This is a genomic window from Inquilinus limosus (assembly GCF_051487185.1).
In the GTDB taxonomy this organism is placed as follows: domain Bacteria; phylum Pseudomonadota; class Alphaproteobacteria; order DSM-16000; family Inquilinaceae; genus Inquilinus; species Inquilinus limosus_F.
Genome location: NZ_JAHVDK010000002.1, coordinates 257,798 through 280,617, shown reverse-complemented (window position 1 = coordinate 280,617; position 22,820 = coordinate 257,798). Strand labels below are relative to the sequence as shown.

At 69.9% G+C, this 22,820-nt stretch carries 19 protein-coding genes; 6 read left to right on the top strand and 13 right to left on the bottom strand.

The features are described from left to right. Nucleotides 1-35: 35 nt before the first annotated feature. The 11 genes from KXR53_RS03210 to KXR53_RS03160 all read right to left on the bottom strand — a co-directional run bounded on the left by KXR53_RS03210 (nucleotide 36) and on the right by KXR53_RS03160 (nucleotide 9,886). On the bottom strand, nucleotides 36-1,361 hold the full coding sequence (locus tag KXR53_RS03210; RefSeq protein ID WP_437373319.1) for a chloride channel protein: 1,326 nt from the start codon (nucleotides 1,359-1,361) through the stop codon (nucleotides 36-38). Between the two features lie 18 nt (nucleotides 1,362-1,379). Continuing rightward, complete coding sequence (locus KXR53_RS03205; RefSeq protein ID WP_437373317.1) at nucleotides 1,380-1,760, bottom strand: HesB/IscA family protein; 381 nt, start codon at nucleotides 1,758-1,760, stop codon at nucleotides 1,380-1,382. Nucleotides 1,761-1,860: 100 nt separating this feature from the next. Continuing rightward, nucleotides 1,861-2,298: an iron-sulfur cluster assembly protein gene (locus KXR53_RS03200; RefSeq protein WP_437373315.1), complete on the bottom strand. Its 438-nt coding sequence runs from the start codon at nucleotides 2,296-2,298 to the stop codon at nucleotides 1,861-1,863. After that, the gene (locus KXR53_RS03195; RefSeq protein WP_437373313.1) at nucleotides 2,295-2,747 is read right to left on the bottom strand and encodes a SufE family protein; all 453 of its coding nucleotides are present in this window, start codon (nucleotides 2,745-2,747) and stop codon (nucleotides 2,295-2,297) included. Before KXR53_RS03195 ends, KXR53_RS03200 begins: the two co-directional genes overlap by 4 nt. Nucleotides 2,748-2,749: 2 nt before the next feature. After that, complete coding sequence (locus KXR53_RS03190; protein ID WP_437373311.1) at nucleotides 2,750-4,003, bottom strand: SufS family cysteine desulfurase; 1,254 nt, start codon at nucleotides 4,001-4,003, stop codon at nucleotides 2,750-2,752. A 5-nt stretch (nucleotides 4,004-4,008) separates the two neighbouring features. Next, the gene (sufD, locus tag KXR53_RS03185; protein WP_437373309.1) at nucleotides 4,009-5,340 is read right to left on the bottom strand and encodes a Fe-S cluster assembly protein SufD; all 1,332 of its coding nucleotides are present in this window, start codon (nucleotides 5,338-5,340) and stop codon (nucleotides 4,009-4,011) included. Nucleotides 5,341-5,347: 7 nt separating this feature from the next. Next, nucleotides 5,348-6,097, bottom strand: coding sequence for a Fe-S cluster assembly ATPase SufC (gene sufC / locus KXR53_RS03180; protein WP_437373307.1), 750 nt, complete (start codon nucleotides 6,095-6,097; stop codon nucleotides 5,348-5,350). Between the two features lie 103 nt (nucleotides 6,098-6,200). After that, entirely contained in the window at nucleotides 6,201-7,655 is a 1,455-nt protein-coding gene (gene sufB, locus KXR53_RS03175) for a Fe-S cluster assembly protein SufB (RefSeq protein ID WP_437373305.1), read from the bottom strand. A 245-nt stretch (nucleotides 7,656-7,900) separates the two neighbouring features. Next, entirely contained in the window at nucleotides 7,901-8,227 is a 327-nt protein-coding gene (locus tag KXR53_RS03170) for a ferredoxin family 2Fe-2S iron-sulfur cluster binding protein (protein WP_437373464.1), read from the bottom strand. Nucleotides 8,228-8,310: 83 nt separating this feature from the next. Beyond that, nucleotides 8,311-9,408: a cysteine desulfurase family protein gene (locus KXR53_RS03165; RefSeq protein ID WP_437373303.1), complete on the bottom strand. Its 1,098-nt coding sequence runs from the start codon at nucleotides 9,406-9,408 to the stop codon at nucleotides 8,311-8,313. 10 nt (nucleotides 9,409-9,418) lie between these two features. After that, nucleotides 9,419-9,886, bottom strand: a complete 468-nt coding sequence (locus KXR53_RS03160) for an Rrf2 family transcriptional regulator (RefSeq protein ID WP_437373301.1) — start codon at nucleotides 9,884-9,886, stop codon at nucleotides 9,419-9,421. 402 nt (nucleotides 9,887-10,288) lie between these two features. On the opposite strand from KXR53_RS03160, the gene KXR53_RS03155 reads away from it, so the two are divergent. The 4 genes from KXR53_RS03155 (at nucleotide 10,289) to ggt (ending at nucleotide 15,070) form a co-directional block, all read left to right on the top strand. Next, the gene (locus KXR53_RS03155; RefSeq protein ID WP_437373299.1) at nucleotides 10,289-10,951 is read left to right on the top strand and encodes an alpha/beta hydrolase; all 663 of its coding nucleotides are present in this window, start codon (nucleotides 10,289-10,291) and stop codon (nucleotides 10,949-10,951) included. A 34-nt stretch (nucleotides 10,952-10,985) separates the two neighbouring features. After that, on the top strand, nucleotides 10,986-11,837 hold the full coding sequence (locus KXR53_RS03150) for a class I SAM-dependent methyltransferase (RefSeq protein WP_437373297.1): 852 nt from the start codon (nucleotides 10,986-10,988) through the stop codon (nucleotides 11,835-11,837). Between the two features lie 99 nt (nucleotides 11,838-11,936). After that, a complete protein-coding gene (gene tyrS / locus KXR53_RS03145; protein WP_437373295.1) occupies nucleotides 11,937-13,181 on the top strand; it encodes a tyrosine--tRNA ligase in 1,245 nt (414 codons plus the stop codon). A 119-nt stretch (nucleotides 13,182-13,300) separates the two neighbouring features. Next, entirely contained in the window at nucleotides 13,301-15,070 is a 1,770-nt protein-coding gene (ggt, locus tag KXR53_RS03140) for a gamma-glutamyltransferase (RefSeq protein WP_437373293.1), read from the top strand. On the opposite strand, the gene KXR53_RS03135 is transcribed toward ggt, so the two are convergent. Beyond that, nucleotides 15,071-18,292 carry a YhdP family protein gene (locus KXR53_RS03135; RefSeq protein ID WP_437373291.1) on the bottom strand — a complete coding sequence of 1,074 codons (3,222 nt, stop codon included), beginning with the start codon at nucleotides 18,290-18,292 and terminating at the stop codon, nucleotides 15,071-15,073. An 80-nt stretch (nucleotides 18,293-18,372) separates the two neighbouring features. Here KXR53_RS03135 and KXR53_RS03130 point away from each other — a divergent pair, with 80 nt between their 5' ends. Both KXR53_RS03130 and KXR53_RS03125 read left to right on the top strand, forming a co-directional pair. Next, the gene (locus tag KXR53_RS03130; RefSeq protein WP_437373289.1) at nucleotides 18,373-21,372 is read left to right on the top strand and encodes a bifunctional [glutamine synthetase] adenylyltransferase/[glutamine synthetase]-adenylyl-L-tyrosine phosphorylase; all 3,000 of its coding nucleotides are present in this window, start codon (nucleotides 18,373-18,375) and stop codon (nucleotides 21,370-21,372) included. Nucleotides 21,373-21,407: 35 nt separating this feature from the next. Next, the gene (locus tag KXR53_RS03125) at nucleotides 21,408-21,878 is read left to right on the top strand and encodes a peroxiredoxin (RefSeq protein WP_437373287.1); all 471 of its coding nucleotides are present in this window, start codon (nucleotides 21,408-21,410) and stop codon (nucleotides 21,876-21,878) included. Here KXR53_RS03125 and KXR53_RS03120 read toward each other — a convergent pair. Beyond that, entirely contained in the window at nucleotides 21,875-22,765 is an 891-nt protein-coding gene (locus tag KXR53_RS03120) for a LysR family transcriptional regulator (protein WP_437373285.1), read from the bottom strand. The genes KXR53_RS03125 and KXR53_RS03120 overlap by 4 nt on opposite strands. Between the last annotated feature and the right edge of the window lie 55 nt (nucleotides 22,766-22,820).

Genomic DNA, 22,820 nt, shown 5'->3' with positions numbered 1-22,820 from the left:
CCACAAGGCCTTTATTCCTTTGTAGGTAGACGATATCAGGTTGTCGCTGAAGGATTCCAGCCGGCACGCGCAAGAATTCGCTCGGCCAGCAGGTGATAGAGGCCGTGCCGCAGCACCAGGCGCGACCCGGCCCAGGCCAGGCCGACCGCCGGGATCAGGATGGCAAGGCCGCGGGCTTCGCCGGTCATCTCGGTCAGCAGCACCAGGGCGGTGACCGGCGAATGGGTGACGCCGGTCAGATAGGCGGCCATGCCGACCAGCATCAGCGATGGCACGAGGTCGGGGCCGACCAGGGGTGCGAAGATCGCGCCGAATCCGGCGCCGACCGACAGCGAGGGCGCGAACAGCCCGCCCGGGATGCCGGCCGAGGAGGCCAGGGCGGTGGCGGCGAACTTGGCCGGGAAGAACCACCAGGCCAGGGTATCGCCGCCCTCGAGGGCGAGGCGCGTCGGCTCGTAGCCGGTGCCGAAGGTGGTGCCGCCGGCGGCGAGACCGATCAGCCCGGCGAGGAGGCCGCAGCTGGCGGCGGCGAGCAGCACCGACCAGCGGCCGAAACGGCCGAACAGAAGCGGCAGCAGCCGGGTCAGCCCCAGGACGCAGCGGCCGAACAGGCCGCCGAGGATCCCGGCCAGCAGCGCGACCAGGAGGAAGATCGGGACCGCCTGCGCCGTGGCGTCCAACGGATGACGACCGAAATAGGTGTAATCGCCGAGCACGGCGATGGCGACGGCGGAGGACAGAAAGATCGCCGCCAGCACCGCCATGCGGTTGCGGATGTCGAAGCCGCCGACCAGCTCCTCCAGCGCGAAGACGATGCCGGCGAGCGGCGTGTTGAAGGCGCCGGCCAGGCCCGCCGCCCCGCCGGCGGTGATCACCCGCCTGAGCCGCGCCGGATTGGCTCGTGGCGTCAGGCGGGCTAGGATCACCGCGCCGACCTGCACGGTCGGCCCCTCGCGTCCGATCGAGGCGCCGCAGGCGAGGCCGACGAGGCAGAGCAGGACCTTGCCGACGCCGGTTCGGGCATTCAGCTGGGTCGGCACGAGCTCCAGCGGCCGGCGCATCGCCGCGATGCATTGCGGGATGCCGCTGCCCGGCGCCGCCGGGAACAGCCGCGACGCCGCGAAGGCGGAGAGGCCGAAGCCGAGGGCGCCGAGGATCGGGGCGAGCCAGAGCCGGCCGTCGGTGATCCAGAAGAAGAGCTGCTGCGCCTCGTCCGCGGCGCGGGCGAAGGCGACGGCCATGCAGCCGACCAGGATGCCGCCGGCGGCGAAACGGCCCATCCGCCGCAGGCGCGGCGGCGACAGCAGACGGCGGAGGGTTCGGAGGGTCAGGTCCGGCGCATCGCCGGCCGGATGCGCCACGGCGGCCGCCGGGCTAGGTCACGCCCCGGCCGGGGCGGGTTCCTTCCCCTCGGGCTGGGCCACCCGGAAGCTCTCGCCGCAGCCGCAGCGATCGACTTCGTTCGGGTTGTTGAATACGAAGCGGGCGCCGAATTCTTCCTGGACGTAGTCCATCTCGGTGCCGAGCAGGAACATGATCGCCGAGGGGTCGATCAGGACGGTCACGCCTTTGCTCTCGACCACGTCCTCGAACTTCTTCCGCTCCTCGGCATACTCCATGAAATAGCTGAGACCGGAGCAGCCGCGGGCCTTGACCCCGACGCGCAGGCCGAGAATCGGCTTGGGCGACTTCGCGATCAGCTCGCGCACGCGGTCGGCGGCGCGGTCGGTCAGCGTAATCGGCGGCGGTAGGGCGCGCATCCTGTTCACCTCTTGTCCTCGACCCACAAGATGGGCCGATCCGGAAAAGACTTCAACGGTCTGCGGCTGCGGGGCAGGCCTGTTCCCCTCCCCGCCTCACTCACATCCCCAGCGCCAGACGGGCATCCTCGCTGGCGCGCTCGATCGACCAGGGCGGGTCCCAGGTCAGGTTGACCTTGGCCTCGGTCACGCCCGGCACGGCCAGCACGCCCTTCTCCACGATCGCCGGCATCGAACCGGCCACCGGGCAGTTCGGCGCGGTCAGGGTCATGTCGATCTCGGCCCTGCCCTCCGGCGACACCTCGATCCGGTAGATCAGCCCTAGCTCGACGATGTTGACCGGCAGCTCCGGGTCGAAGACCAGGGTCAGGTTGTCGAGGATGGCCGCGCGCGTCGCCTCGCTGTCGAGCGGGTACTCGACCTTGGACAGCGGCGTGCGGACATGGATCCAGTCCGGCTCCGGCACGTCCAGCGTGCCGGCGCGCATGAAGTCGTTCAGGCCCAGGCCGTCTTCGGGGAAATAGGCGGGACGGGTCATGATGTCGCCTCCGGCGCGGCCATGTGGCGCCGCGCGATCTCTTTGATCCGTTCGACCATCGCGGCCAGGCCATTGCGGCGGCCGCTGGTCAGATGGGTGTCGAGGCCGAGCCGGTTGAACAGGCCGCGCAGATCCATCGCTGCCACCTCCTCCGGCCGGCGGCCGGAGAACACGCCGGTGACGATGGCGATCAGCCCCTTGACGATGCGGGCATCGCTGTCGCCCTGGAACATGATGCGGTCCGGCGCCTGGTCTTCCGGCCGGGCAATCAGCCAGACCTGACTCTGGCAGCCATCCACCTTGTTGGCCTCGATCCGCTCGGATTCCGGAAACGGCGGTAGGGCATCGCCCAGGCTGATGATGTAGGCGTAGCGCTCCTCCCAGTCGTCGAGGAGGGAGAAGTTCTCCTCCAGCTCTTCCGGGGACAGCCTTGTCTGGGAGGGGGACATCATCACTTCCCGAACAGCTTGACCACCTTGTCCAACGCCTCGGCCATCACATCGATCTCCGCCTTGGTGTTGTAAAGGGCGAAGGAGGCGCGCGCCGTCGCCGGCAGCCCCAGCCGCTCCATCAGCGGCTGGGCACAATGATGGCCGGCCCGCACCGCGACGCCCTGGCGGTCGATGATCGTGCCGATGTCGTGCGGATGGGCGCAGTCCATGGCGAAGGAGATGATCGAGGCGCGCTCCTGCGCCCGGCCGACGATGGTCAGGCCCGGCACGCGCGACAGCCGGTCGACGCCGTAATCCATCAGCTCGCGCTCATGCGCGGCGATGGTGTCGAGCCCGAGCGCGGTGACGTAGTCGATCGCCGCCTTCAGCGCGATCGCCTGGGCGATGGGCGGGGTGCCGGCCTCGAACTTCGCCGGCAGGTCGGCGAAGGTGGTGCCGGCGAAGCTGACCGTGCGGATCATTTCGCCGCCGCCCTGCCAGGGCGGCATCGCCTCCAGCAGCGCCTCACGGCCGTAGAGGATGCCGATGCCGGTCGGGCCGTACAGCTTGTGGCCGGAGAAGGCGAGGAAGTCGCAGCCCAGCGCCTGCACGTCGACCGGCATGTGGGTGACCGCCTGGGCCGCATCCAGCAGCACCTTGGCGCCGACCGCATGCGCCCGCTCGATCACCGCCTTGACCGGGACGATGGTGCCGAGCGCGTTCGACATATAGGTGACCGAGACCAGCCGGGTGCGCGGCGACAGCAGGCGCTCGAACTCCTCGAGCAGGAAGTTGCCGTCGTCGTCGATCGGGGCGACCTTGAGCACCAGCCCCTTCTCCTGCGCCAGCAGCTGCCAGGGCACGATGTTGGAATGGTGCTCCATCACCGAGACGATGATCTCGTCCCCTTCCTTCAGGAAGGCGCGGCCGTAGCTCTGGGCGACCAGGTTGATCGCCTCGGTAGTACCGCGGGTGTAGACAATCTCCTTGATTGAGGCGGCGTTGATGAAGCGCTTCACCGCCTCGCGCGTCGCCTCGAAGGCGTCGGTCGCGGCGCCGCTGAGATAATGCAGGCCGCGATGGACGTTGGCGTATTCTTCCTCATAGACGCGGCTCTCGGCCTCGATCACCGCGCGCGGCTTCTGGGCCGAGGCGGCGTTGTCGAGATAGACCAGCGGCTTGCCGTAGACGGTGCGGGACAGGATCGGGAAATCCGCCCGCACGGCATTCACGTCATAGGCGTTGATGCCACTCGAATGCAGCCGCGTGTCCATCGGCTCTAACCCTCCTGATGCCGTGTGGCGAGCCAGTGCTCGACCGCGGATCCGAATTCCTCACGGATCGCCTCGTCGGCGACCTCCTCCAGCGCCTCGCGCAGGAAGGCCTCGACCAGCATGGCGCGGGCCGCGCGCTCCTCGATGCCGCGGCTGCGCAGGTAGAACAGCGCCTCGGCGTCGATCTCGCCGACCGTGGCGCCGTGGCTGCACTTCACGTCGTCGGCATAGATCTCGAGCTCGGGCTTGCTGTCGATCTCCGCCGTCTTCGACAGCATCAGCGCCCGGTTCAGCTGGTAGCCGTCGGTGCGCTGGGCGTCACGGCGGACGATGATCTTGCCCTGGAACACGCCCCGGCCTTTGCCGTCCAGCACGCCCTTGAACACCTCGCGCGACCGGCAATCCGGCACCGCATGGTCGATCAGCGTGGTGGTATCGATGTGGCGGGTGCCGTCCGCCAGATAGGCGCCGGTGACATGGCCGTTGCCGCCGCGGCCGGTGAAGGTCGCGGTCACCTCGGTCCGCGCTAGGTCGGCGCCGAGGCTGAGCGTAAAGCTGTCATAAGTGGCGTCACGGCCGATCCGGGCGCTGCCGTTCAGCAGGTGCACCGCCCGCAGCCCCTCGCTCTGCCGCCGGTAGTGGCGCAGCCGGGCGGCATCGCCCACCTCGACCTCGACCACCGCATTGGTGAAGTAGCCGGTGCCGTCGGTGCCGTGATAGGCCTCGATCACCGTCGCCTGGCTGTCGGCGCCAGCCAGGATCAGGATGCGCGGGTGGCTGGCCACCGGCACCGCGCCGGGGGCGGCCAGGAAGACCAGGCGGATCGGCGCCTCGATCACCGCCCCGGGGGCGATGCGCAGCACCGCGCCATCCTCGACCAGCGCCGTGTTCAGCTCTACCAGCGGCGTCGCATCCACGGCCCCGGTGAAACGGGATTCCACCTCGGCATCGCCCGCTTCCAGTGCCGCGGCGTAGCCGTCGAGGCGCAGCCCCTTCGGCAGGCTGTCGAGGCGCGACAGCTCCGGCCGCAGCCGGCCGTTGACGAAGACCATGGCCGGGCCCTGCGCCGGCACGAAGCCGCGCAGCGCCTCGGGCAGCACGACATCGGCGGGCGCCGTGGCGCCGTTCAGACCCAGCTTCTCCAGCCGCCGCAGGTCGGTGTATTTCCAGGCCTCCAGCTTGCGCGTCGGCAGGCCCAGACTCTCGAACCGGGCCATGCCCGCCTCACGCCGGCGGGCGACAGCGCTGCGGCCGACGCCGGGCAGCGCCGCGCGGCTGGCGGCGAAACGGTCGCGCTGGGCGGCGACGACGGGCGAGATCGTGATAGCTTCACTCATCGCGGCCTCACGCGGCGGCCGGGACGATGCCGGCGTAGCCCTTCTCCTCCAGCTCCAGCGCCAGCTCCTTGCCGCCGGACCGGACGATCCGTCCGTCGGCCATGATGTGGACGTGGTCGGGGATGATGTGGCTGAGCAGCCGCTGGTAATGGGTGATCACCAGGAAGGCGCGGTCGGGCGAGCGCAGGCTGTTCACGCTCTGCGCCACCACCTTCAGCGCATCGATGTCGAGGCCGCTGTCGGTCTCGTCCATCACCGCCAGGCTGGGCTCGAGCAGCGCCATCTGCAGCGCCTCGTTGCGCTTCTTCTCGCCGCCGGAGAAGCCGACATTGACCGAGCGCTTCAGCATCTCGGCCTCGATGCCGAGGCCCTTGGCCTTCTCGCGCAGCAGCTTGGTGAACTGCATCGGGTCCAGCTCGGGCTCGCCGCGATGCTTGCGATGGGCGTTGTAGGCGGTGCGCAGGAAGGTGACAGTGCCGACGCCGGCGACCTCGAGCGGATACTGGAAGGCCAGGAACAGGCCGGCGCGCGACCGGTCCTCCGGCTCCAGCGCCAGCAGGTCCTCGCCGTTGAAGGTGATCGAGCCCTCGGTGATTTCGTATCCCTCGCGGCCCGCGATGACGTAGCTGAGCGTCGACTTGCCGGAGCCGTTCGGCCCCATGATGGCGTGAATCTCGCCCTTGTTCACCGTGAGCGAGAGCCCCTTGAGGATCTCCTTGCCGTCGACGGCGACGTGCAGGTCCTTGATCTCCAGCATTCCGCGTTCCCTCGCCGCTTCATCGCGGCCTGTCCTCGAAACCATGCGGCCGCGCGACGGCGGCAATCTTGTCACGATCTCGCCGCGCAAGCGCGGCGGGGTCTCAACCGACCGAGCCTTCCAGGCTGATCCCGACCAGCTTCTGCGCCTCGACCGCGAACTCCATCGGCAGCGCCTGCAGCACCTCGCGGCAGAAGCCGTTGACGATCAGGCCCAGCGCCTCTTCCTCGCCGATGCCGCGCTGACGGCAGTAGAACAGCACGTCCTCGCTGACCTTGCTGGTCGTCGCCTCGTGCTCCACCTGCGCCGTCGGGTTGCGGCTCTCGATGTACGGCACCGTGTGGGCGCCGCATTTGTCGCCGATCAAGAGGCTGTCGCACTGAGTGAAGTTGCGCGCGCCCTCGGCGCCCGGCAGGATCCGCACCAGGCCGCGATAGGTGTTGTCCGACCGGCCGGCCGAGATGCCCTTGGAGATGATCCGGGAGCTGGTGTTCTTCCCGATATGGATCATCTTGGTGCCGGTGTCGGCCTGCTGGCGGTTGTTGGTGATCGCCACCGAGTAGAACTCACCGACCGAGTTGTCGCCCTGCAGGATGCAGCTCGGGTACTTCCAGGTGATCGCCGAGCCGGTCTCGACCTGGGTCCAGCTGACCTTCGAGTTCCGGCCGCGGCAGGCGGCGCGCTTGGTGACGAAGTTGTAGATGCCGCCCTTGCCTTCCTCGTCGCCCGGATACCAGTTCTGGACGGTGGAATACTTGATCTCGGCGTCATCCAGCGCCACCAGCTCGACCACCGCAGCGTGCAGCTGGTTCTCGTCGCGCTGCGGCGCGGTGCAGCCCTCGAGATAGGAGACGTAGCTGCCCTCGTCGGCGATGATCAGGGTGCGCTCGAACTGGCCCGTATTCTCCGCATTGATGCGGAAATAGGTCGACAGCTCCATCGGGCAGCGCACGCCCTTGGGGATGTAGACGAACGACCCGTCGGTGAAGACGGCCGAGTTCAGCGTGGCGAAGAAGTTGTCGGAATAGGGCACCACCGAGCCGAGATACTGGCGCACCAGCTCGGGGTACTTCTGCACCGCCTCGGAGATGGAGCAGAAGATCACGCCCTCCTTCTCCAGCGCCTCCTTGAAGGTGGTGGCGACGGACACGCTGTCGAACACGGCGTCGACGGCGACGCCGGCCAGCTTCTCCTGCTCGCGCAGCGGGATGCCCAGCTTCTCGTAGACGGCCAGGATCTCGGGGTCGACCTCGTCCAGGCTGCCGAGCTTGGGCTTCTTCTTCGGCGCGGCGTAGTAATAGGCGTCCTGGTAGTCGATCGGCGGATGGCTGATCCGGGCCCAGTGCGGCTCCTCCATGGTCTGCCACAGCCGGAAAGCTTTCAGCCGCCATTCGAGCAGCCATTCGGGCTCGTTCTTCTTCGCGGAGATGAAGCGGATGGTGTCCTCGGTCAGCCCCTTGGGCGCGGTCTCCGTCTCGATGACCGAGAAGAAGCCGTGCTTGTAGCGGCTGTTCGTGATCTCTTCGACCTGCCGGACCGTCTCCTGGACCGCCGCCATGCCTCGCTCCTCAACCCCTGTGCCGAACCCGATTAACCAACTGGGCTAGTCGGGTACTCCGATGTGGAAGGCCCCAAGGAAGGTCCCTTGGGAGGCCTGTGTAGCCGCCCTTCTTTCGCCATAGATAGGCGTTTCGTCGGCGAATGCCAGCGAAAACCCGACTCAGAGAGTCGTTCTCAGCCGCGCTCCGCTGGACCCCGGCATGCGGACCGCTCATGGCGGTCCGAGCCGCGGCCATTCACCGTTCACATCATGTTGTTGGTGCCGGCGGGCAGCCGCACCGTCAACCCGTCGAGTTCGTCGCTCATGATGATCTGGCAGCCGAGGCGCGAGGTCTTGGTCAGGCCCCAGGCGAGGTCGAGCATGTCCTCCTCATCCTCGCGCGCCGGCAGGAGCTTTTCGTACCATTCCGGCTCGACGATCACATGGCAGGTCGAACAGGCCAGCGAGCCTTCGCAGGCGCCTTCCAGATCGACGTCGTATTTGTGCGCTATCTCCATGATCGACAGCCCTGCGGGGGCGTCGATCTCGCGCCGGTTCCCGTCCGGCTCGATGAAGATGATCCTGGGCATTCCGGACCCGTGCTCCTGCTCGAAACGAGGTGTTCTACGCAAGCCCGGAAAAAGGGGCAACCTGCGAACGCTCATGCCCGCTCTCAGGCGACCGCACGGCTGCGCCTCCGCCGGGCGAGGTCGGTCCAGGCGGCGACGCAGCGGTCGATCGCGGCGGCGTCGGTCGTCGGTCCCAGGCTGATCCGGATCGCGCTCTCGGCCAGGTCGGCCGGCAGCCCCATCGCCTCCAGCACATGGCTGCGACGGACCTTGCCCGAGCTGCAGGCCGAGCCGGCGCTGACCGCAACCCCGGCCAGGTCGAGCGCCGCGACCTGGGTCTCGGCGGCCACGCCGGGCATGGCGACGCAGCTCGTGTTCGCGACGCGCGGCGCACCGGCGCCGAGGACGACGGCTCCAGCGTCAACAAGCCGCGCCTCCAACTCGTCGCGCAGAGCCACGATCCGCGGCTGGTCGGCGCGGTCGGCCACGGCGGCCGCCACGGCGCCGAAGCCGGCAATGCCGGCGACATTCTCCGTCCCGGCGCGGCGCCTTCCCTCCTGCGCGCCGCCGCGCAGCAGCGGCGCCAGCGGCAGCCCGTCGCGCAGGACCAGAGCGCCGATGCCCTGCGGCCCGCCCAGCTTGTGGGCAGAGAGGCTGAGCGCATCGACCTCGGCCCCGACCGCAGGCAGCGCGATCCGCCCGGCGGCCTGGACCGCATCGCAATGCACCAGCGCGCCGTGGCGGCGGGCGACCGAAGCAGCCTCCGCCACCGGCTGGATCACGCCGGTCTCGTTGTTCACCGCCATGATCGAGACGACCGCAGGCTCAGGATCGGCCGCCAGCATCCGCTCGAGTTCATCGAGGTCGACCCGCCCGTCGCCGCCGACCGGGATGCGCTCCGTGGCCCAGGCCAGGGCGCTATCATGCTCGATGGCGGAGGTCAGGACGCGGCGTCGGCCGGGCCCGGTCAGCGCCAGGGCGTTGGCCTCGGTGGCACCGCCGGTGAAGACGATCTGGGCCGGCGCCACGCCGGCCAGGGCCGCGACCCGGGCACGGCTGGTCTCGACCAGGCGCCGGGCCTCGCGGCCGAAGCGGTGCACCGAGGACGGGTTGCCGACGATCTCCAGCGCCGCAAGCATGGCGTCGCGCGCCTCCGGCCGCAGCGGCGCGGTGGCGTTGTGGTCGAGATAGACGGGGGTCACGGCGCGCGCCTCATTCGGCGGCGACGGTCACGCCCTGCCCGGCGGGGAACAGATGGCTGGAGCCGAGGATCCGGCGATTGATCACGTCCTCGACCGTGACCGAGGACAGGTACAGATGGATTTGGTTGCCCAGCTCCTCCCACAGGTCGTGGGTCAGGCAGCGGCTCTTGTCGCTGTGGCAGCCGAGCGGGCTGTGCTTGTCGCAGCGGGTGGCCTGGATCGGCTCGTCCACCGCGAAGATGATGTCGGAGATCCGCACCATGCCGCAGGGCCGGGCCATGAGATAGCCGCCGCCGGGCCCGCGCACGCTGCGGACGAGGCCGCCGCGGCGCAGCTTGGCGAAGAGCTGCTCCAGATACGGCAAGGAGATTTCCTGGCGGAGGGCGATGTCGGCGAGCGCCACCGGGCCGTCGGCACCGTGCCGCGCCAGGTCGACCATCGCCATGACGGCGTAGCGTCCCTTGGTGCTCAAACGCATCTTCTGCGCCCCCAACGGCCCGGCCTGCCCGCCGGACCGGAATTGCAACTGCTGCCCGCACCGCGGACCGAATGCCGGACACCTCCGGCGGCCCAGCCTGCGGCGCCATCCGCGATCCTCATCCTTGCCCAACCGGCGTGCTTCGATCATCGCGAAGACGCTTGAACACGAAGCCCGTCCCGATGCTATACGAACATTTCGCGTGGATCGTGTGGACGGCGGTGGCCGGCACGGTCCGCGCCATGGCAGGGTGAGTGACCGCTCAAAGAGTGACCGCTTAGATATAGATATCCGAGTGTCATGGTCAAGAAAGCCGCCCCCACGCGCCGCCCGTCGGCATCGCCGGATGCGGTGCCGACGATCTGGTCCGCCCCGTCGCAACTTCGAGGAGCTTAACGGCCGATGCCGGATGTCATCTTCAACGGATCCGAGGGACGCCTCGAAGGCCGTTACACCCCGAGCAAGCGCACCAACGCGCCGATCGCGCTCCTCCTGCATCCGGACCCGCTGGGCGGCGGGACGATGTTCAACAAGGTGGTGCACACGCTGTACCAGGCGTTCAAGAAGCACGAATTCACCGTGCTGCGCTTCAACTTCCGCGGCGTCGGCCGCAGCCAGGGCGTGCATGATCGCGGCGAGGGCGAGCTGTCGGACGCCGCCTCGGCGCTGGACTGGCTGCAGGCGCTGAACCCGAACGCCGAGGCCTGCTGGGTCGGCGGCTTCTCCTTCGGCGCCTGGATCGGCATGCAGCTCCTGATGCGCCGGCCGGAGATCGACGGCTTCATCTCGGTGTCGCCGCCGGCGAACAAATACGATTTCACCTTCCTGGCGCCCTGCCCGTCCTCCGGCCTGATCATCCAGGGCGACAAGGACGACGTGGTGCCGCATGATGCGGTGCAGAAGCTGGTCAACAAGCTGTCGCAGCAGAAGGACATCAAGATCGACTACCGGGTGATCCCGGGGGCGAACCACTATTTCACGCTGCACAACGACCAGCTGCTGGCGCATATGGACGACTATCTGAGCAAGATGGTGAAGCTGGCGCCGCAGCAGCCTGCGGACTGAACCGCAGCCTCGCGGCCGGACAGGGGAGGACGCCGTGGCGACAACCGGGCCCGAGACGCCGAACGCCGACCAGATCGCCTATTGGAACGAGACCGTCGGGCCGACCTGGGTCGAGCTGCGCGAGCCGATCGACCGCCTGACCGCCCCGATCGGCCAGCGCGCGATCGAGGTGCTGGCACCGCAGGCGGGCGAGCGTCTGATCGATATCGGCTGCGGCTGCGGCGGCAGCACGCTGGAGCTGGCACGGCGCGTCGGCCCCGAGGGCGAGGTGCTCGGCGTCGACATCTCGGCCCCCATGCTCGAGGTCGCGCGGCAGCGTGCGGCCGAGGCCAGCGTGGTCAGTGCGCGCTTCCTGGAGGCTGACGCCCAGACCGCCGGGTTCGAGCCCAGCCACTTCGACGGGCTGTTCTCCCGCTTCGGCACGATGTTCTTCGCCGATCCGGTCGCCGCCTTCGCCAATCTGCACCGCGCGCTCAAGCCGGATGGCCGCCTCGCCTTCGTCTGCTGGCGGCCCTTGGCCGAGAACACCTGGGCGACCGTGCCGCTGACAGCGGCGCTGCGCCACCTGCCGCCACCCGAGCCGCCCGCCCCGGGCGCGCCGGGCCCGTTCTCGCTGGCCGATCCCGACCGGATCCGCGACATCCTGGGCCGCGCCGGCTTCACCCGGATCGACACCACACCCCTCGACACCAAGATCGGGGCCGGCGATCTCGACCAGATGCTGTTCCTGGCGCTGCGGATGGGCCCGCTGGGCGCCCTGCTGCGCGAGAATCCGGACAAGCGGGACGTCGTCGCCACGACCGTCCGCGAGGCGCTCGCGCCCTACGCAACGGCGGAGGGCGTGCGGCTCGACGCGGCGAACTGGATCGTCACTGCCAGGGCCTGACCCGCCGGCGAAACCGGGGAGCGTGGGAAGTTCGATTTGAGGCGGGGGCGGCCGGCGTGGTACAGCCCTGCTCCCGACCTTCCGATCGACAGTATCATCATGACCGGTTTCCGCTCCGACTTCCTGCGCACCCTCGAAGCGCGCGGCTTCATCCATCAGGTGACGGATGCCGAGGGCCTGGATGCCCTGGCGGCCAAGGGACCGGTCACGGCCTATATCGGCTACGACGCCACGGCGGACAGCCTGCATGTCGGGCATCTGGTCCAGATCATGATGCTGCGCTGGCTTCAGAAGACCGGCGGCCGGCCGATCGCGCTGATGGGCGGCGGCACCACCAAGATCGGCGACCCGTCCTTCCGCGACGACCAGCGGCCGCTGCTCGACGACGCCACGATCGCGGCCAATATCGCCTCGATCCGCCGGGCGTTCGCGCGCTTCCTCGATTTCGAGCACGGCGCGATCATGGCCAACAACGCCGACTGGCTGGACGGGCTGGCCTATATCCCGTTCCTGCGCGAGATCGGGCGGCACTTCACCATCAACCGCATGCTGACCTTCGATTCGGTGAAGCTGCGGCTGGACCGCGAGCAGCCGCTGACCTTCCTCGAATTCAACTACATGATCCTGCAGGGCTACGACTTCCTGGAGCTGTCGCGGCGCTACGACTGCGTGCTGCAGATGGGCGGGTCGGACCAGTGGGGCAACATCGTCAACGGCATCGACCTGGCGCGCCGCATCGCCGGGCGCGAGCTGTACGGCCTGACCTCGCCGCTGCTCACCACCGCCTCCGGCGCCAAGATGGGCAAGACCGCGGCCGGCGCCGTCTGGCTGAACGAGGACAGGTTGCCGGTCTACGATTACTGGCAGTACTGGCGGAACACCGAGGACGCCGATGTCGGCCGCTTCCTGAAGCTGTTCACCGAGCTGCCGCTGGACGAGATCGAGCGGCTGGCGGCGCTGGGCGGGGCCGAGATCAACGAGGCCAAGAAGATCCTGGCGACCGAGGCGACCGCGCTGCTGCACGGCCGCACCAAGGCGGAGGCGGCGGCCGAGACCGCCCGCCAAGCCTTCGAGCAGGGCGTGTCGGCCGAGGGCTTGCCCTCGATCGAGGTGCCGCGGACCGAGCTGGCGGCAGGCATCCAGGCCTTCCGGCTGTTCGCCCGGGCCGGCCTGGCGACCTCGAACGGCGAGGCGCGGCGGCTGATCCAGGGCGGCGGCGGCCGCGTCAACGACGTCGCCATCGCCGATCCGGAGCAGCCGATCGGCGATGGCGACATCGGCGCCGACGGCGTGATCAAGCTGTCCGCCGGCCGCAAGAAGCACGCGCTGGTGCGGCCGGCCTGAGGGCAGGTTCCGCAATGGGAGCAAAGCGCTGCCATTGCGGGGGATCACAGCTCCGGGCAGCATGACCTCCTCTCGCCCGCGCCGCGAAGACCGCGCGGCCAGTCAGACAGGAGGGCATGATGATCCGGCATGCATGGGCATGGTTGGCGGTGGCGGCCTGCGCGCTGGGCGCGGCCGCAGCACAGGCCGCGTCGCCGCCCGCGGTCGAGGCGCCCGACGGCATGGTGGTGTCGTCGCAGCACCTCGCCTCCGAGGCCGGGGCCGAGATCTTGCGGGCTGGCGGCAACGCCGTCGATGCCGCGGTCGCCGTCGGCTACGCCCAGGCGGTGACCAACCCCTGCTGCGCCAATATCGGCGGCGGCGGCTTCATGGTCATCCACCTGGCCAAGGACAGCCGCGACACCTTCCTGAACTTCCGCGAGACCGCGCCGGCGGCCGCGACCAAGACGATGTATCTCGACGCCCAGGGCAACCCGATCAAGGGCGCCAGCCTGTACGGCTATCTCGCGGTCGGCGTGCCCGGCAGCGTGCTGGGCCTCGACACCGCACTGCAGCGCTACGGCACCCTGCCGCGCGAGACCGTGATGGCGCCGGCCATCAAGCTGGCGCGCGAGGGCTTCGTCCTGACCCGCGGCGACACCGACATCCTCGACGCGGGCGCCGCCCTGCTGAAGAAGGACCCGGTGGCGGCGAACATCTTCTTCCGCCCCGACGGCTCGGCCCTGCAGCCCGGCGACCGGCTGGTGCAGACGGACCTGGCCAACACGCTGGAGGCGATCGCCAAGGGCGGGCCCGATGCCTTCTACAAGGGCGCCATCGCGCAGAAGGTCGCGGCGGCGATGCAGGCCAATGGCGGCATCATCACGGCGCAGGACTTCGCCAATTACACCGTGACCGAGACGGATCCCGTCACCTGCAGCTATCGCGGCTATGTCTTCGTCTCTGCGCCGCCGCCCTCCTCCGGCGGCACGACGATGTGCGAGATCCTGAACATCCTCGAGGGCTACGACCTGAAGGCGCTGGGCTGGCACTCCGCCGCCGGGGTTCATCTGATGGTCGAGGCGATGCGCCACGCCTATATGGACCGCAACACCTATCTCGGCGATCCCGCCTTCGTGAAGAACCCGCTCGACCGGCTGCTGAGCAAGGACTACGCGGCGCAGATCCGAGCCAAAATCCTGCCCGACAAGGCGACGCCGTCGAAGGAGGTGCAGCCCGGCATGCCGCCGCACGAGAAGCCGGAGACGACGCACTACTCGGTGGTCGACAAGGACGGCAACGCGGTCTCGGTCACCTACACCATCAACGGGCTGTTCGGCGCCGGGGTGATCGCGCCCGGCACCGGCTTCCTGCTGAACGACGAGATGGACGATTTCACCGTCAAGCCCGGCGTGCCGAACCTGTTCGGCCTGGTGCAGGGCGAAGCCAACGCGATTGCGCCCGGCAAGCGGCCCCTGTCCTCGATGGCGCCGACGCTGGTGACCAGGGACGGTCAGATCGTGTTGGTGCTGGGCAGCCCCGGCGGGGGGCGCATCATCACCATCACGCTGCAGGCGGCGCTCAATATGATCGATTTCGGCATGCAGCCGCAGGAGGCGGTGGACGCACCGCGCATCCACCACCAGTGGCTGCCGGACGAGATCTTCGCCGAGCCCTACGCCCTGTCGCCCGACACGGTGAAGCTCTTGGAGCAGATGGGCCACAAGGTGACGGTGCAGTCGCCCTGGGGCGCGGCCGAGCTGATCGCCCTGCAGCCCTCGGCCGCGACGGCGGGTGCCACCACCGCCTCCTCCGGCAACGACCGGGCCTTCGGCGGCAAGATGCGGCCCGGCTTCGTCTACGGCGCCAACGACAACCGCCGTCCGGCCGGGCTGGCGGTCGGGGAATAGCTATCGGCTACCGCGGTCGCCTGGCGGGCGCTGTGGCCGCGGCTGTGCCGGCGGCCGCGGTGCGGCGCCGTCCGCCGACGGCGTCTCCTCGAAGAATAGCCGGCGCAGGAAGCCGGGCGCCAGCACCGACAGCGGATTGACCGAGACCGAAGGATCGGCGAAGGAGCCGCGGATCGTGTAGGTGAAGGCGAACAGCCCGCCGCCCTCGCCGCCCGTGAGGATGTCGCCGATCAGCGGGATCGAGCTGATCACGCTGTTGATGTGATAGATCGGCACGATGGTGCCGGCGAGGTCGATGGTCTCCGCCCTGAGGTCGAGCACGCCGTCGAAGGCCATCCCCAGGTCGCCGCCCGCCCCCCGCCCCTGTTTCAGCGTGACCCGCCGCTGGGCCGCGGCGTAGGTGAAGTCGGCGTCGAGCCGGTTGAAGGTCAGCCCGCTGGTGCCGAACAGGTCCTGCAGGCCGGAGGGCGAGGTGGCGGCCAGGAGCCGCGCCATGCCCGGCGCGTCGTGCAGCACGAAACCACGGGCGTCGAGCCGGCCGTCGATTGCGCCGGTGACGCCGTTCCGCGTGCCGGTGGCCAGCAGGCTGCCGCCGGTGATGTTCTCGGCAATGTCGAGCACGCGCAGAGCCTCGCCCGCATCCTCGCTGCGCAGGGTCAGGATCTGCCGGTCCGGCTGGCCCTGCTGCGGCGTCAGCCGCAAGTCGATCGGCCGCCCGCCCGGCAGCTGCGCCGCCAGGGTCACGTCCTGCAGGTTGGTGGTGCGTCCGATCGCCCGCCCATGCACCGACCGCAGCGACCGGTTGTCCCCGAACGACAGCTCCCCGACGTCGAAGGTGGCGTCGATCCGCGGGCCGGGCGCCGGGTCGGCCGCGGATCCGGCGCTCGATCCGTCGGGCCGGCTGCCGCCCTGCCCCGCCGCGGCGCGCCGCTGCTCCAGGATGCCGGAGACGTCGAGATGCGCGCCGCTGAGCGCCAGGCGATAGCTGTCCGGCCCCAGCACCTCGATCTGCCCCTTGATGTCGTTCGGCCCCAGCCGGAACGAGGCGATGGAGAGCTGCGCCAGCGATCCGTCGCGGGTGAAATCGGCGCTGCCGGAGGCGGTGATGTCGCCACCCGAGACGTTGAACTGCGAGACCTTGGTGACGCGGTTGCCGGCGAGGGCTAGGCTGACCGTCGCATTCGCCCTGCCGCCCGTCGGCTTGACCCAGCCGATCGGGTCGATCGCGATCCGGGCGTCGGTGAGGTCGAGCTTGGCCTCGAGCGTCGCCGCCCCGCCGGAGCGCCTGGCGTAGTCGAGATCGGCGCCGACGGTGCCGCCGACCGGCTCGAATTCGGGCAGGCGCAGCGCCGCCCGCGCCTCCGCGTTCAAAGTCGCCTGGGCGGAGAGCCTGGTCTCGACCGCCGAATCGTCGAACGCCTCGCGCCAGGAGAAGGTGACCGGCACCGCGTTCACCTGCCCCTTGCCCTGCAGCGTCATACCGGATTTGTCGAGCGTCAGCCTGGCGTCGGTGCCGGTCAGGTCATAGCCCGGTTTGGCGGCGGCGATGCCGACATTGCTGAGCGTGCCCTCCACGGCCATGCGGACGGCCTCGAACGGCAGGTCGGCCAGCAGCGAGAAGCCGAAGCGCAACCGTGCCGACGCCCGGCCCGACATGCGGTCGGGCACGAGATCCATCTTCCGGGCATAGCCGAGCCGAGGTTCGTCGAGCACCGACATGATCGCCTTCACCGGCCCCTCGACCCGGGCGTCGATCTCGATCACCTGGTCGCGCAGGTCGAGGCCGGTGATGGTGATCTCGGAGGGCTGCACCTCGATGTCCCGCAGCCGCCCGCCGGCCGTGGCGATGCGCATGGTCGACTGGTTGAAGCTGGCCGCGGCGTTGAGGCCGGTGATCGGCGGCAGCCCGTCGAAATAGTGCACTGTCACATCGCGCGCCTGGATGGTGCCGTCGGCCGCCACCAGGGTCACCGCCTCAGGATCTGAGATGGGCGCCCGCGCATGCAGGCTGAACTCGGTGCGGTCGATCACGCCGTCGCGGAGATTGGTGGTGATCCAGGCGCGGGCGCCGCTGGGCAGGCCGGGGGGCCAGAGGCTGTCCAGCAGGTCGACCGGCACGCCGGCGACGGTCCCGGCCGTCACCAGCTCGATGGTGTCGCCGACCGCGTCGACCTGGGCGGACAGGGAGATCTTCGGCCCGCCGAAATCGATGCTGAAGTCGTCGAGCGTCAGCCGCCGCTTCGGCAGGTCGACGGTGCCCGATAGGCTGGTTCGGGCGGCGCTGAACGGTGCGGTCCACAGGGGCGGCAGCCGGAGCGTCGTGTTCATGCTGGTCAGCGAGAATCGCCCGGCCGTCGGCTGGAAGCGGGAGTCGAAATCGGCTTCGAGCCGGCCGGACACCGGGCTTTCGATCGCCTCCAGCGGCGCCAGAACCGGCGAAATCCGGGTCAGCGCCGCCGGAACCACATTGGCGAAGGTCACGGTCGCCCGGCCGCCGCGGCTGGCCCGCAGATAGTGGATCTCGGCGCCGAACTGCGCCGTGCCGCCACCGGAGACGACGGCGAGCGATGCCCGGCCGTCGACGCCGGTCGGGGTCCGGCGAAGGTCGGCCGAGGCCTTGGGCGCGAGCCAGCTTCGCCCCAGCAGGCGGTCGTCGATGCGGACGCTGCCGTCGACCAGGGTGAGGCGGGTGAGCGACGCGATCGGGCTGTCCTCGCTGCCGATCCGAGCGTCCAGCGCGGCCAGCAGGTCCTTGACCACGTCGCGGGTCGGCGCGCCCTCGGCCGGGGTCGAGGCCCCACCCTCCCCGCTCTCGCTCGCCTCCAGGCCGAAGCTGAACTCGCCCGCCTCGGTCCGCGTCACCCGCAGATGCGGCCGGATCAGGTCGATCCGTGACGGCGCCACCACCCCGCGCAGCAGCTTCGGCATGCTGACATTGGCCGAGCTCTCCGGGACGATCGCGATCAGCGCCCCATCCTTCTGCCGCACCCGCACGTTGCGCGCCGCCAGCACCACCGGCCGGTCGAACCCCTCCCAGCGCAGCGCGAGCGCGCCGATCTCGACCGAGGCTTCGTTGTCGGAGATCGCCTGCTCGACATAGGGGGTGAGGAAATCGATCTCCATCGGCCCCGAGGAGAGCCGCCAGGCCAGCACGACGGCGGCGAGGGCGACGCCGGCGACCGCCAGCCCGACGATCTCGGCCAGGATCTTCAGCGCCCTCATCCCGAACGTTTCACCCTTGCTTGACCCGTCCCCGCAGGACCCCGATGCTGCGCCCGCACCTTAGGCAGTTGGACAGCGCGATGCCACGTTCCCAAACCAATGGGGCCGAAACCGATTTGACCGATGCCATCTGGCCTCGCGCGGGCGATCCTGACCGTGCCCGGCGCGGAGTCGAACGGTGGCTTGAACGCGCGACCGAGGAATCCGATCCCGAGCTTCGCGATTTCATCACGGCGCTGCCCTTGGATCAGCAGGGGCGCGCTCTGCTGGAGGCCGTGTTCGGCGGCAGCCCCTATCTGACCGAGCTGGCGCTGCGGACCCCGGCGACCATCCGGCGCTTCCTCGCCGACGGCCCCGACGCCGCGGTCACGGCGGAGCTGGCGGCCCTGCGCGCCGACACCACCGCCGAGGCCGACACCACCCGTCTGATGCAGGGCTTCCGCCTGGCCAAGCGGCGCGTCGCCCTGCTGATCGCGCTGGCCGATATCGGCGGGCTGTGGCCGCTGGAGCGGGTGACCGGCGCCCTCTCCGACCTCGCCGAGACGACTCTCGACCTTGCCGTCGCCCATCTCTTGGCCCGCGCCGCAGCGCGCGGCCTCTTGCGCCCCGAGGCCGTGGCGGCACCGGACGCATCCGGGCTGATCGTGCTGGGCATGGGCAAGCTGGGCGCGCGCGAGCTGAACTACTCCAGCGACGTCGACCTGATCATCCTCTACGACGCCGACAAGGTGCCGACCGACCGGCCGGACGACCTGGGCCAGGCCTTCACCCGTATGGCCCGCGATCTGGTGCGGATCATGGAGGAGCGAACGGTCGATGGCTACGTCTTCCGCACCGATCTGCGGCTGCGGCCGGATCCTGGGGCGACGCCGCCCGCAGTGTCGCTGGCGGCGGCCGAGAGCTACTACACCAGCCTGGCGCAGAGCTGGGAGCGCGCGGCGATGATCAAGGCCCGGCCGGTGGCGGGCGACCGCGCCGCCGGCGAGGATTTCCTCGACTTCCTGACGCCCTTCGTCTGGCGCCGCAGCCTCGACTTCGCGGCGATCCAGGACATCCACGCGATCAAGCGGCAGATCCACCACCATCACGGCCACGGCGTCGTCGCCATCGAGGGCCACGACCTGAAGCTGGGCCGCGGCGGCATCCGCGAGATCGAGTTCTTCGTGCAGATGCAGCAGCTGATCTTCGGCGGCCGGGAGCCCCGGCTGCGCCTGCGCGGCACAGTGGCCGGGCTGGAAGCGCTGGCCGAGGCCGCGCGGGTCGACCGCGGCACCGCCGCCAGCCTGGCCGAATGCTACCGCTTCCTGCGCCGGGTCGAGCATCGCATCCAGATGCTGGAGGACCACCAGACCCACGCCCTGCCGGAGGATCCCCGCGAGGTCGACGCGCTGGGCCGGTTCCTCGGCTTCCCGGACCCGGCCGCCTTCCGCACCACGCTGACCGACACGCTGCGGCTGGTCGAGGGCCGCTATGCCGAGCTGTTTCAGGAGGAGCGGCCGCCGGCAGGCGCGGTCACCCTGGTCTTCGCCGGCGTCGACGACCATCCCGGCACGGTCGAGACGCTGCAGCGGCTGGGCTTCGCCCGCCCCTCGGAGGCGATCGGCGTGGTGCGCGGCTGGCTGCACGGCCGCTACCGCGCGCTGCGCAGCGAGCGGGCGCGCGGCCTGATCACCGGCTTGGTGCCGCGGCTGCTGGCGATCATCGGTGGCACCGCCGACCCCGATGCGACGCTGCAGCGGCTGGACGGATTCCTGGCCCGGCTGCCGGCCGGCGTGCAGCTCTTCTCCTTGTTTAACGTCAATCCGGATCTCCTTGATCTTCTTATCGATATACTCGGTTTCGGCGGCCGGATCGCGGATTATCTGACGGCCCATGCCGGCCAGCTGGAGGCGGTGCTGGCGCCGGGTTTCTTCAGAACCTTGCCGGGGCGGGAGCAGTTGGAGGAACGGCTGAGCGCGGAGCTGGCGACGGCGCGCGACTTCGAGGACACTCTCGACCTGCTTCGGCGCTGGACCAACGACCAGCGCTTCCGCGCCGCGGTGCATATCCTGCGCCGGCTGTCGGAGACGCCGTCCTGCGCCGCCTTCCTGTCCGACGTCACCGAGGTGGCGCTGCAGGCGCTGGTGCCGCGGGTGGAGGCGGAGTTCGCGCGGCGGCACGGCCGCTTCCCTGAGGGCGGGCTGGCCCTGCTCGCCCTCGGCAAGCTCGGCGGCCGCGAGATGACCATCCGCTCCGATCTCGACCTGATCATGATCCACGACGCCGGCGTCGAGCAGATGTCGGACGGCGACAAGCCGATCGGGCCGATGGTCTACTACACCCGGCTGATCCAGCGCCTGGTTTCGGCGATCACCGCGCCGACGGCACAGGGCGCGCTGTTCGAGGTCGACATGCGGCTCCGGCCCTCCGGCAATGCCGGGCCGCTGGCGACCAGCCTGGAGGCCTTCACCGCCTATCAGCGCAGCGACGCCTGGACCTGGGAGCACATGGCCCTGACCCGGGCCCGGGTGATCCACGCATCCGGGCCGCTGCGCGCGCGGATCGAGGCCGAGATCCGGGCCGTGCTGTGCCTTCCGCGCGATCCGGACAAGCTGCGGCGCGACATCGCCGAAATGCGCGGCCGGATGGCGCGCCAGCGCGACACCGCCGATATCTGGAACATCAAGCATTTTCGCGGCGGGCTGGTCGATATCGAGTTCATCGCCCAGTATCTGCAGCTGCGGCACGCCGCCGACCACCCGCAGATCCTGCATCAGGCCACGGCAGAGGTGCTGCGCCGCGCCGCCGCGGCCGGCCTGCTGCCCGCGGCGGAGGCGGAGGCGCTGCTGCGGGCGCTGGCGACCTGGCAGCGGGTGCAGGCCTTCCTGCGCTTCGCCGTCGAGGACAGGTTCGACCCGGCCGGGGCCTCCGACGCCATGATCCGCGGCCTGCTCCGTGCCGTCGGCGAGGATGCCGCAGCCCCGCCGGAAGACCTCGACGCAGCCGCGGCGGGGATGCGGCGGCAGGCGGCCGAGGTGATGGCAGTGTTCGACCGCCTGATCGGGGCGCCGCCCCTTGCCCCCGAGGCGGCGGCGTCTTAGGCAGAGCGCAGCGAACCGCGTCTGGAGAGACCAGAATGACCGTCGAGATCGGCAAGCCCGCCCCGGATTTCACCCTGCCCAAGGCGGGCGGCGGGACCGTCTCGCTGTCGGCTCTGCGGGGCCGGAAGGTGATCGTCTATTTCTATCCGAAGGCCGATACCTCCGGCTGCACCAAGGAGGCCTGCGGCTTCAACGACGCGCTGCCGGAATTCGAGCACGTCGACGCCACGGTGATCGGCATCTCCAAGGACCCGGTGCCGGCGCTGGAGCGTTTCGCCGCGAAATACGGCCTCACCTTCACCCTGGCCTCGGCCAAGGACGACGACACGGTCGAGCGCTACGGCGCCTGGGTCGAGAAGTCGATGTACGGCCGGAAATACATGGGCATCGATCGCTCGACCGTGCTGGTCGACGAACAGGGCATCGTCCGAGGCCTGTGGCGCGGCGTCCGGGTGCCCGGCCATGTCGAGGCGGTGCTGGCCGCGACCAAGGGTCAGCAGGACTAACCGGCCTCCCGCGCCAGGAAATCGATGACGGCGCGGACGGCCGGCAGTTGCCCGCGCCGGTGGGGCGTCAGAATCGTCGTCGAGACCGTGCCGGCCTCCCATTCCGGCAGCACCGGCACCAGCCTCCCCTCCGCCCGAGCCGCGGCGGTTATGGCTTCGGGCAGGCAGGCGATCCCCAGCCCAGCGGCGGCCGCCTTCAGCAGCACCACGGATTCGTCGGCCACGAAGCTCGGCACCGGCGCGACCTGCGCTTCGCGGCCGTCCCGATGGCGCAGCCGCCAGACCGTGGCCGTGGGCCCGGTCAGCAGACCGTCATGCTCCTTCAGATCCTCCGGCTCCTGCGGCGTGCCGCGGCGCGCCAGAGTGTCCGGCGCCGCCACCAGGGTGATCCGCTCGACCTTCATCCGCCGCTGCACCAGCTCCGAATCCGGCAGCGGGGTGAAATGGCTGCGCACCGCGATGTCGAAGCCCTCCTGCACCAGGTCGACGAAGCGGTCGGTGACGTGGAGCTGCAGCCGGATCTTCGGATAGGCCCGGGCGAGCTCTGGCAGACGCTCGGCGAGCTGGAACTGAGCTGTCGGCACCGAGGCGGTGATCCTGACGGTCCCGCTCGGCTCGGCCAGGCGGCGGCGGACGACGCCTTCGGCCGCCTCCGCCTCGATCATGGCGGCGCGGGCATGGTCGTAGAAGTCGCGTCCGAGCTCGGTCAGCACGAAGCTGCGCGACGTGCGGTGGATCAGCCGGGCGCCGAGCCCCGCCTCCAGCTCCGCGACGCGCTTGCTGATGGTCGATTTCGGCAGCCCCAGCCGCCGCCCCGCCGCGGCGAAGCCACCGCTGTCCACCGCCCGGACGAACAGCGTCAGGTCATTGAGATTGAGCACGACCATCGTCCATATCCGTGGACCTTGAGTTCACATCAGCACGGCTACAGCCCCGAAGTCC

What these genes read in the sequence shown, in the direction of transcription:
- KXR53_RS03170 (WP_437373464.1), bottom strand. Translation starts at nt 8,227, where the DNA reads ATGCCCAGGATCATCTTCATCGAGCCGGACGGGAACCGGCGCGAGATC.
- KXR53_RS03200 (WP_437373315.1), bottom strand. Translation starts at nt 2,298, where the DNA reads ATGACCCGTCCCGCCTATTTCCCCGAAGACGGCCTGGGCCTGAACGAC.
- sufD (WP_437373309.1), bottom strand. Translation starts at nt 5,340, where the DNA reads ATGAGTGAAGCTATCACGATCTCGCCCGTCGTCGCCGCCCAGCGCGAC.
- KXR53_RS03190 (WP_437373311.1), bottom strand. Translation starts at nt 4,003, where the DNA reads ATGGACACGCGGCTGCATTCGAGTGGCATCAACGCCTATGACGTGAAT.
- KXR53_RS03130 (WP_437373289.1), top strand. Translation starts at nt 18,373, where the DNA reads ATGCCACGTTCCCAAACCAATGGGGCCGAAACCGATTTGACCGATGCC.
- sufB (WP_437373305.1), bottom strand. Translation starts at nt 7,655, where the DNA reads ATGGCGGCGGTCCAGGAGACGGTCCGGCAGGTCGAAGAGATCACGAAC.
- KXR53_RS03135 (WP_437373291.1), bottom strand. Translation starts at nt 18,292, where the DNA reads ATGAGGGCGCTGAAGATCCTGGCCGAGATCGTCGGGCTGGCGGTCGCC.
- ggt (WP_437373293.1), top strand. Translation starts at nt 13,301, where the DNA reads ATGATCCGGCATGCATGGGCATGGTTGGCGGTGGCGGCCTGCGCGCTG.
- KXR53_RS03125 (WP_437373287.1), top strand. Translation starts at nt 21,408, where the DNA reads ATGACCGTCGAGATCGGCAAGCCCGCCCCGGATTTCACCCTGCCCAAG.
- KXR53_RS03195 (WP_437373313.1), bottom strand. Translation starts at nt 2,747, where the DNA reads ATGTCCCCCTCCCAGACAAGGCTGTCCCCGGAAGAGCTGGAGGAGAAC.
- KXR53_RS03155 (WP_437373299.1), top strand. Translation starts at nt 10,289, where the DNA reads ATGCCGGATGTCATCTTCAACGGATCCGAGGGACGCCTCGAAGGCCGT.
- KXR53_RS03205 (WP_437373317.1), bottom strand. Translation starts at nt 1,760, where the DNA reads ATGCGCGCCCTACCGCCGCCGATTACGCTGACCGACCGCGCCGCCGAC.
- tyrS (WP_437373295.1), top strand. Translation starts at nt 11,937, where the DNA reads ATGACCGGTTTCCGCTCCGACTTCCTGCGCACCCTCGAAGCGCGCGGC.
- KXR53_RS03160 (WP_437373301.1), bottom strand. Translation starts at nt 9,886, where the DNA reads ATGCGTTTGAGCACCAAGGGACGCTACGCCGTCATGGCGATGGTCGAC.
- KXR53_RS03120 (WP_437373285.1), bottom strand. Translation starts at nt 22,765, where the DNA reads ATGGTCGTGCTCAATCTCAATGACCTGACGCTGTTCGTCCGGGCGGTG.
- sufC (WP_437373307.1), bottom strand. Translation starts at nt 6,097, where the DNA reads ATGCTGGAGATCAAGGACCTGCACGTCGCCGTCGACGGCAAGGAGATC.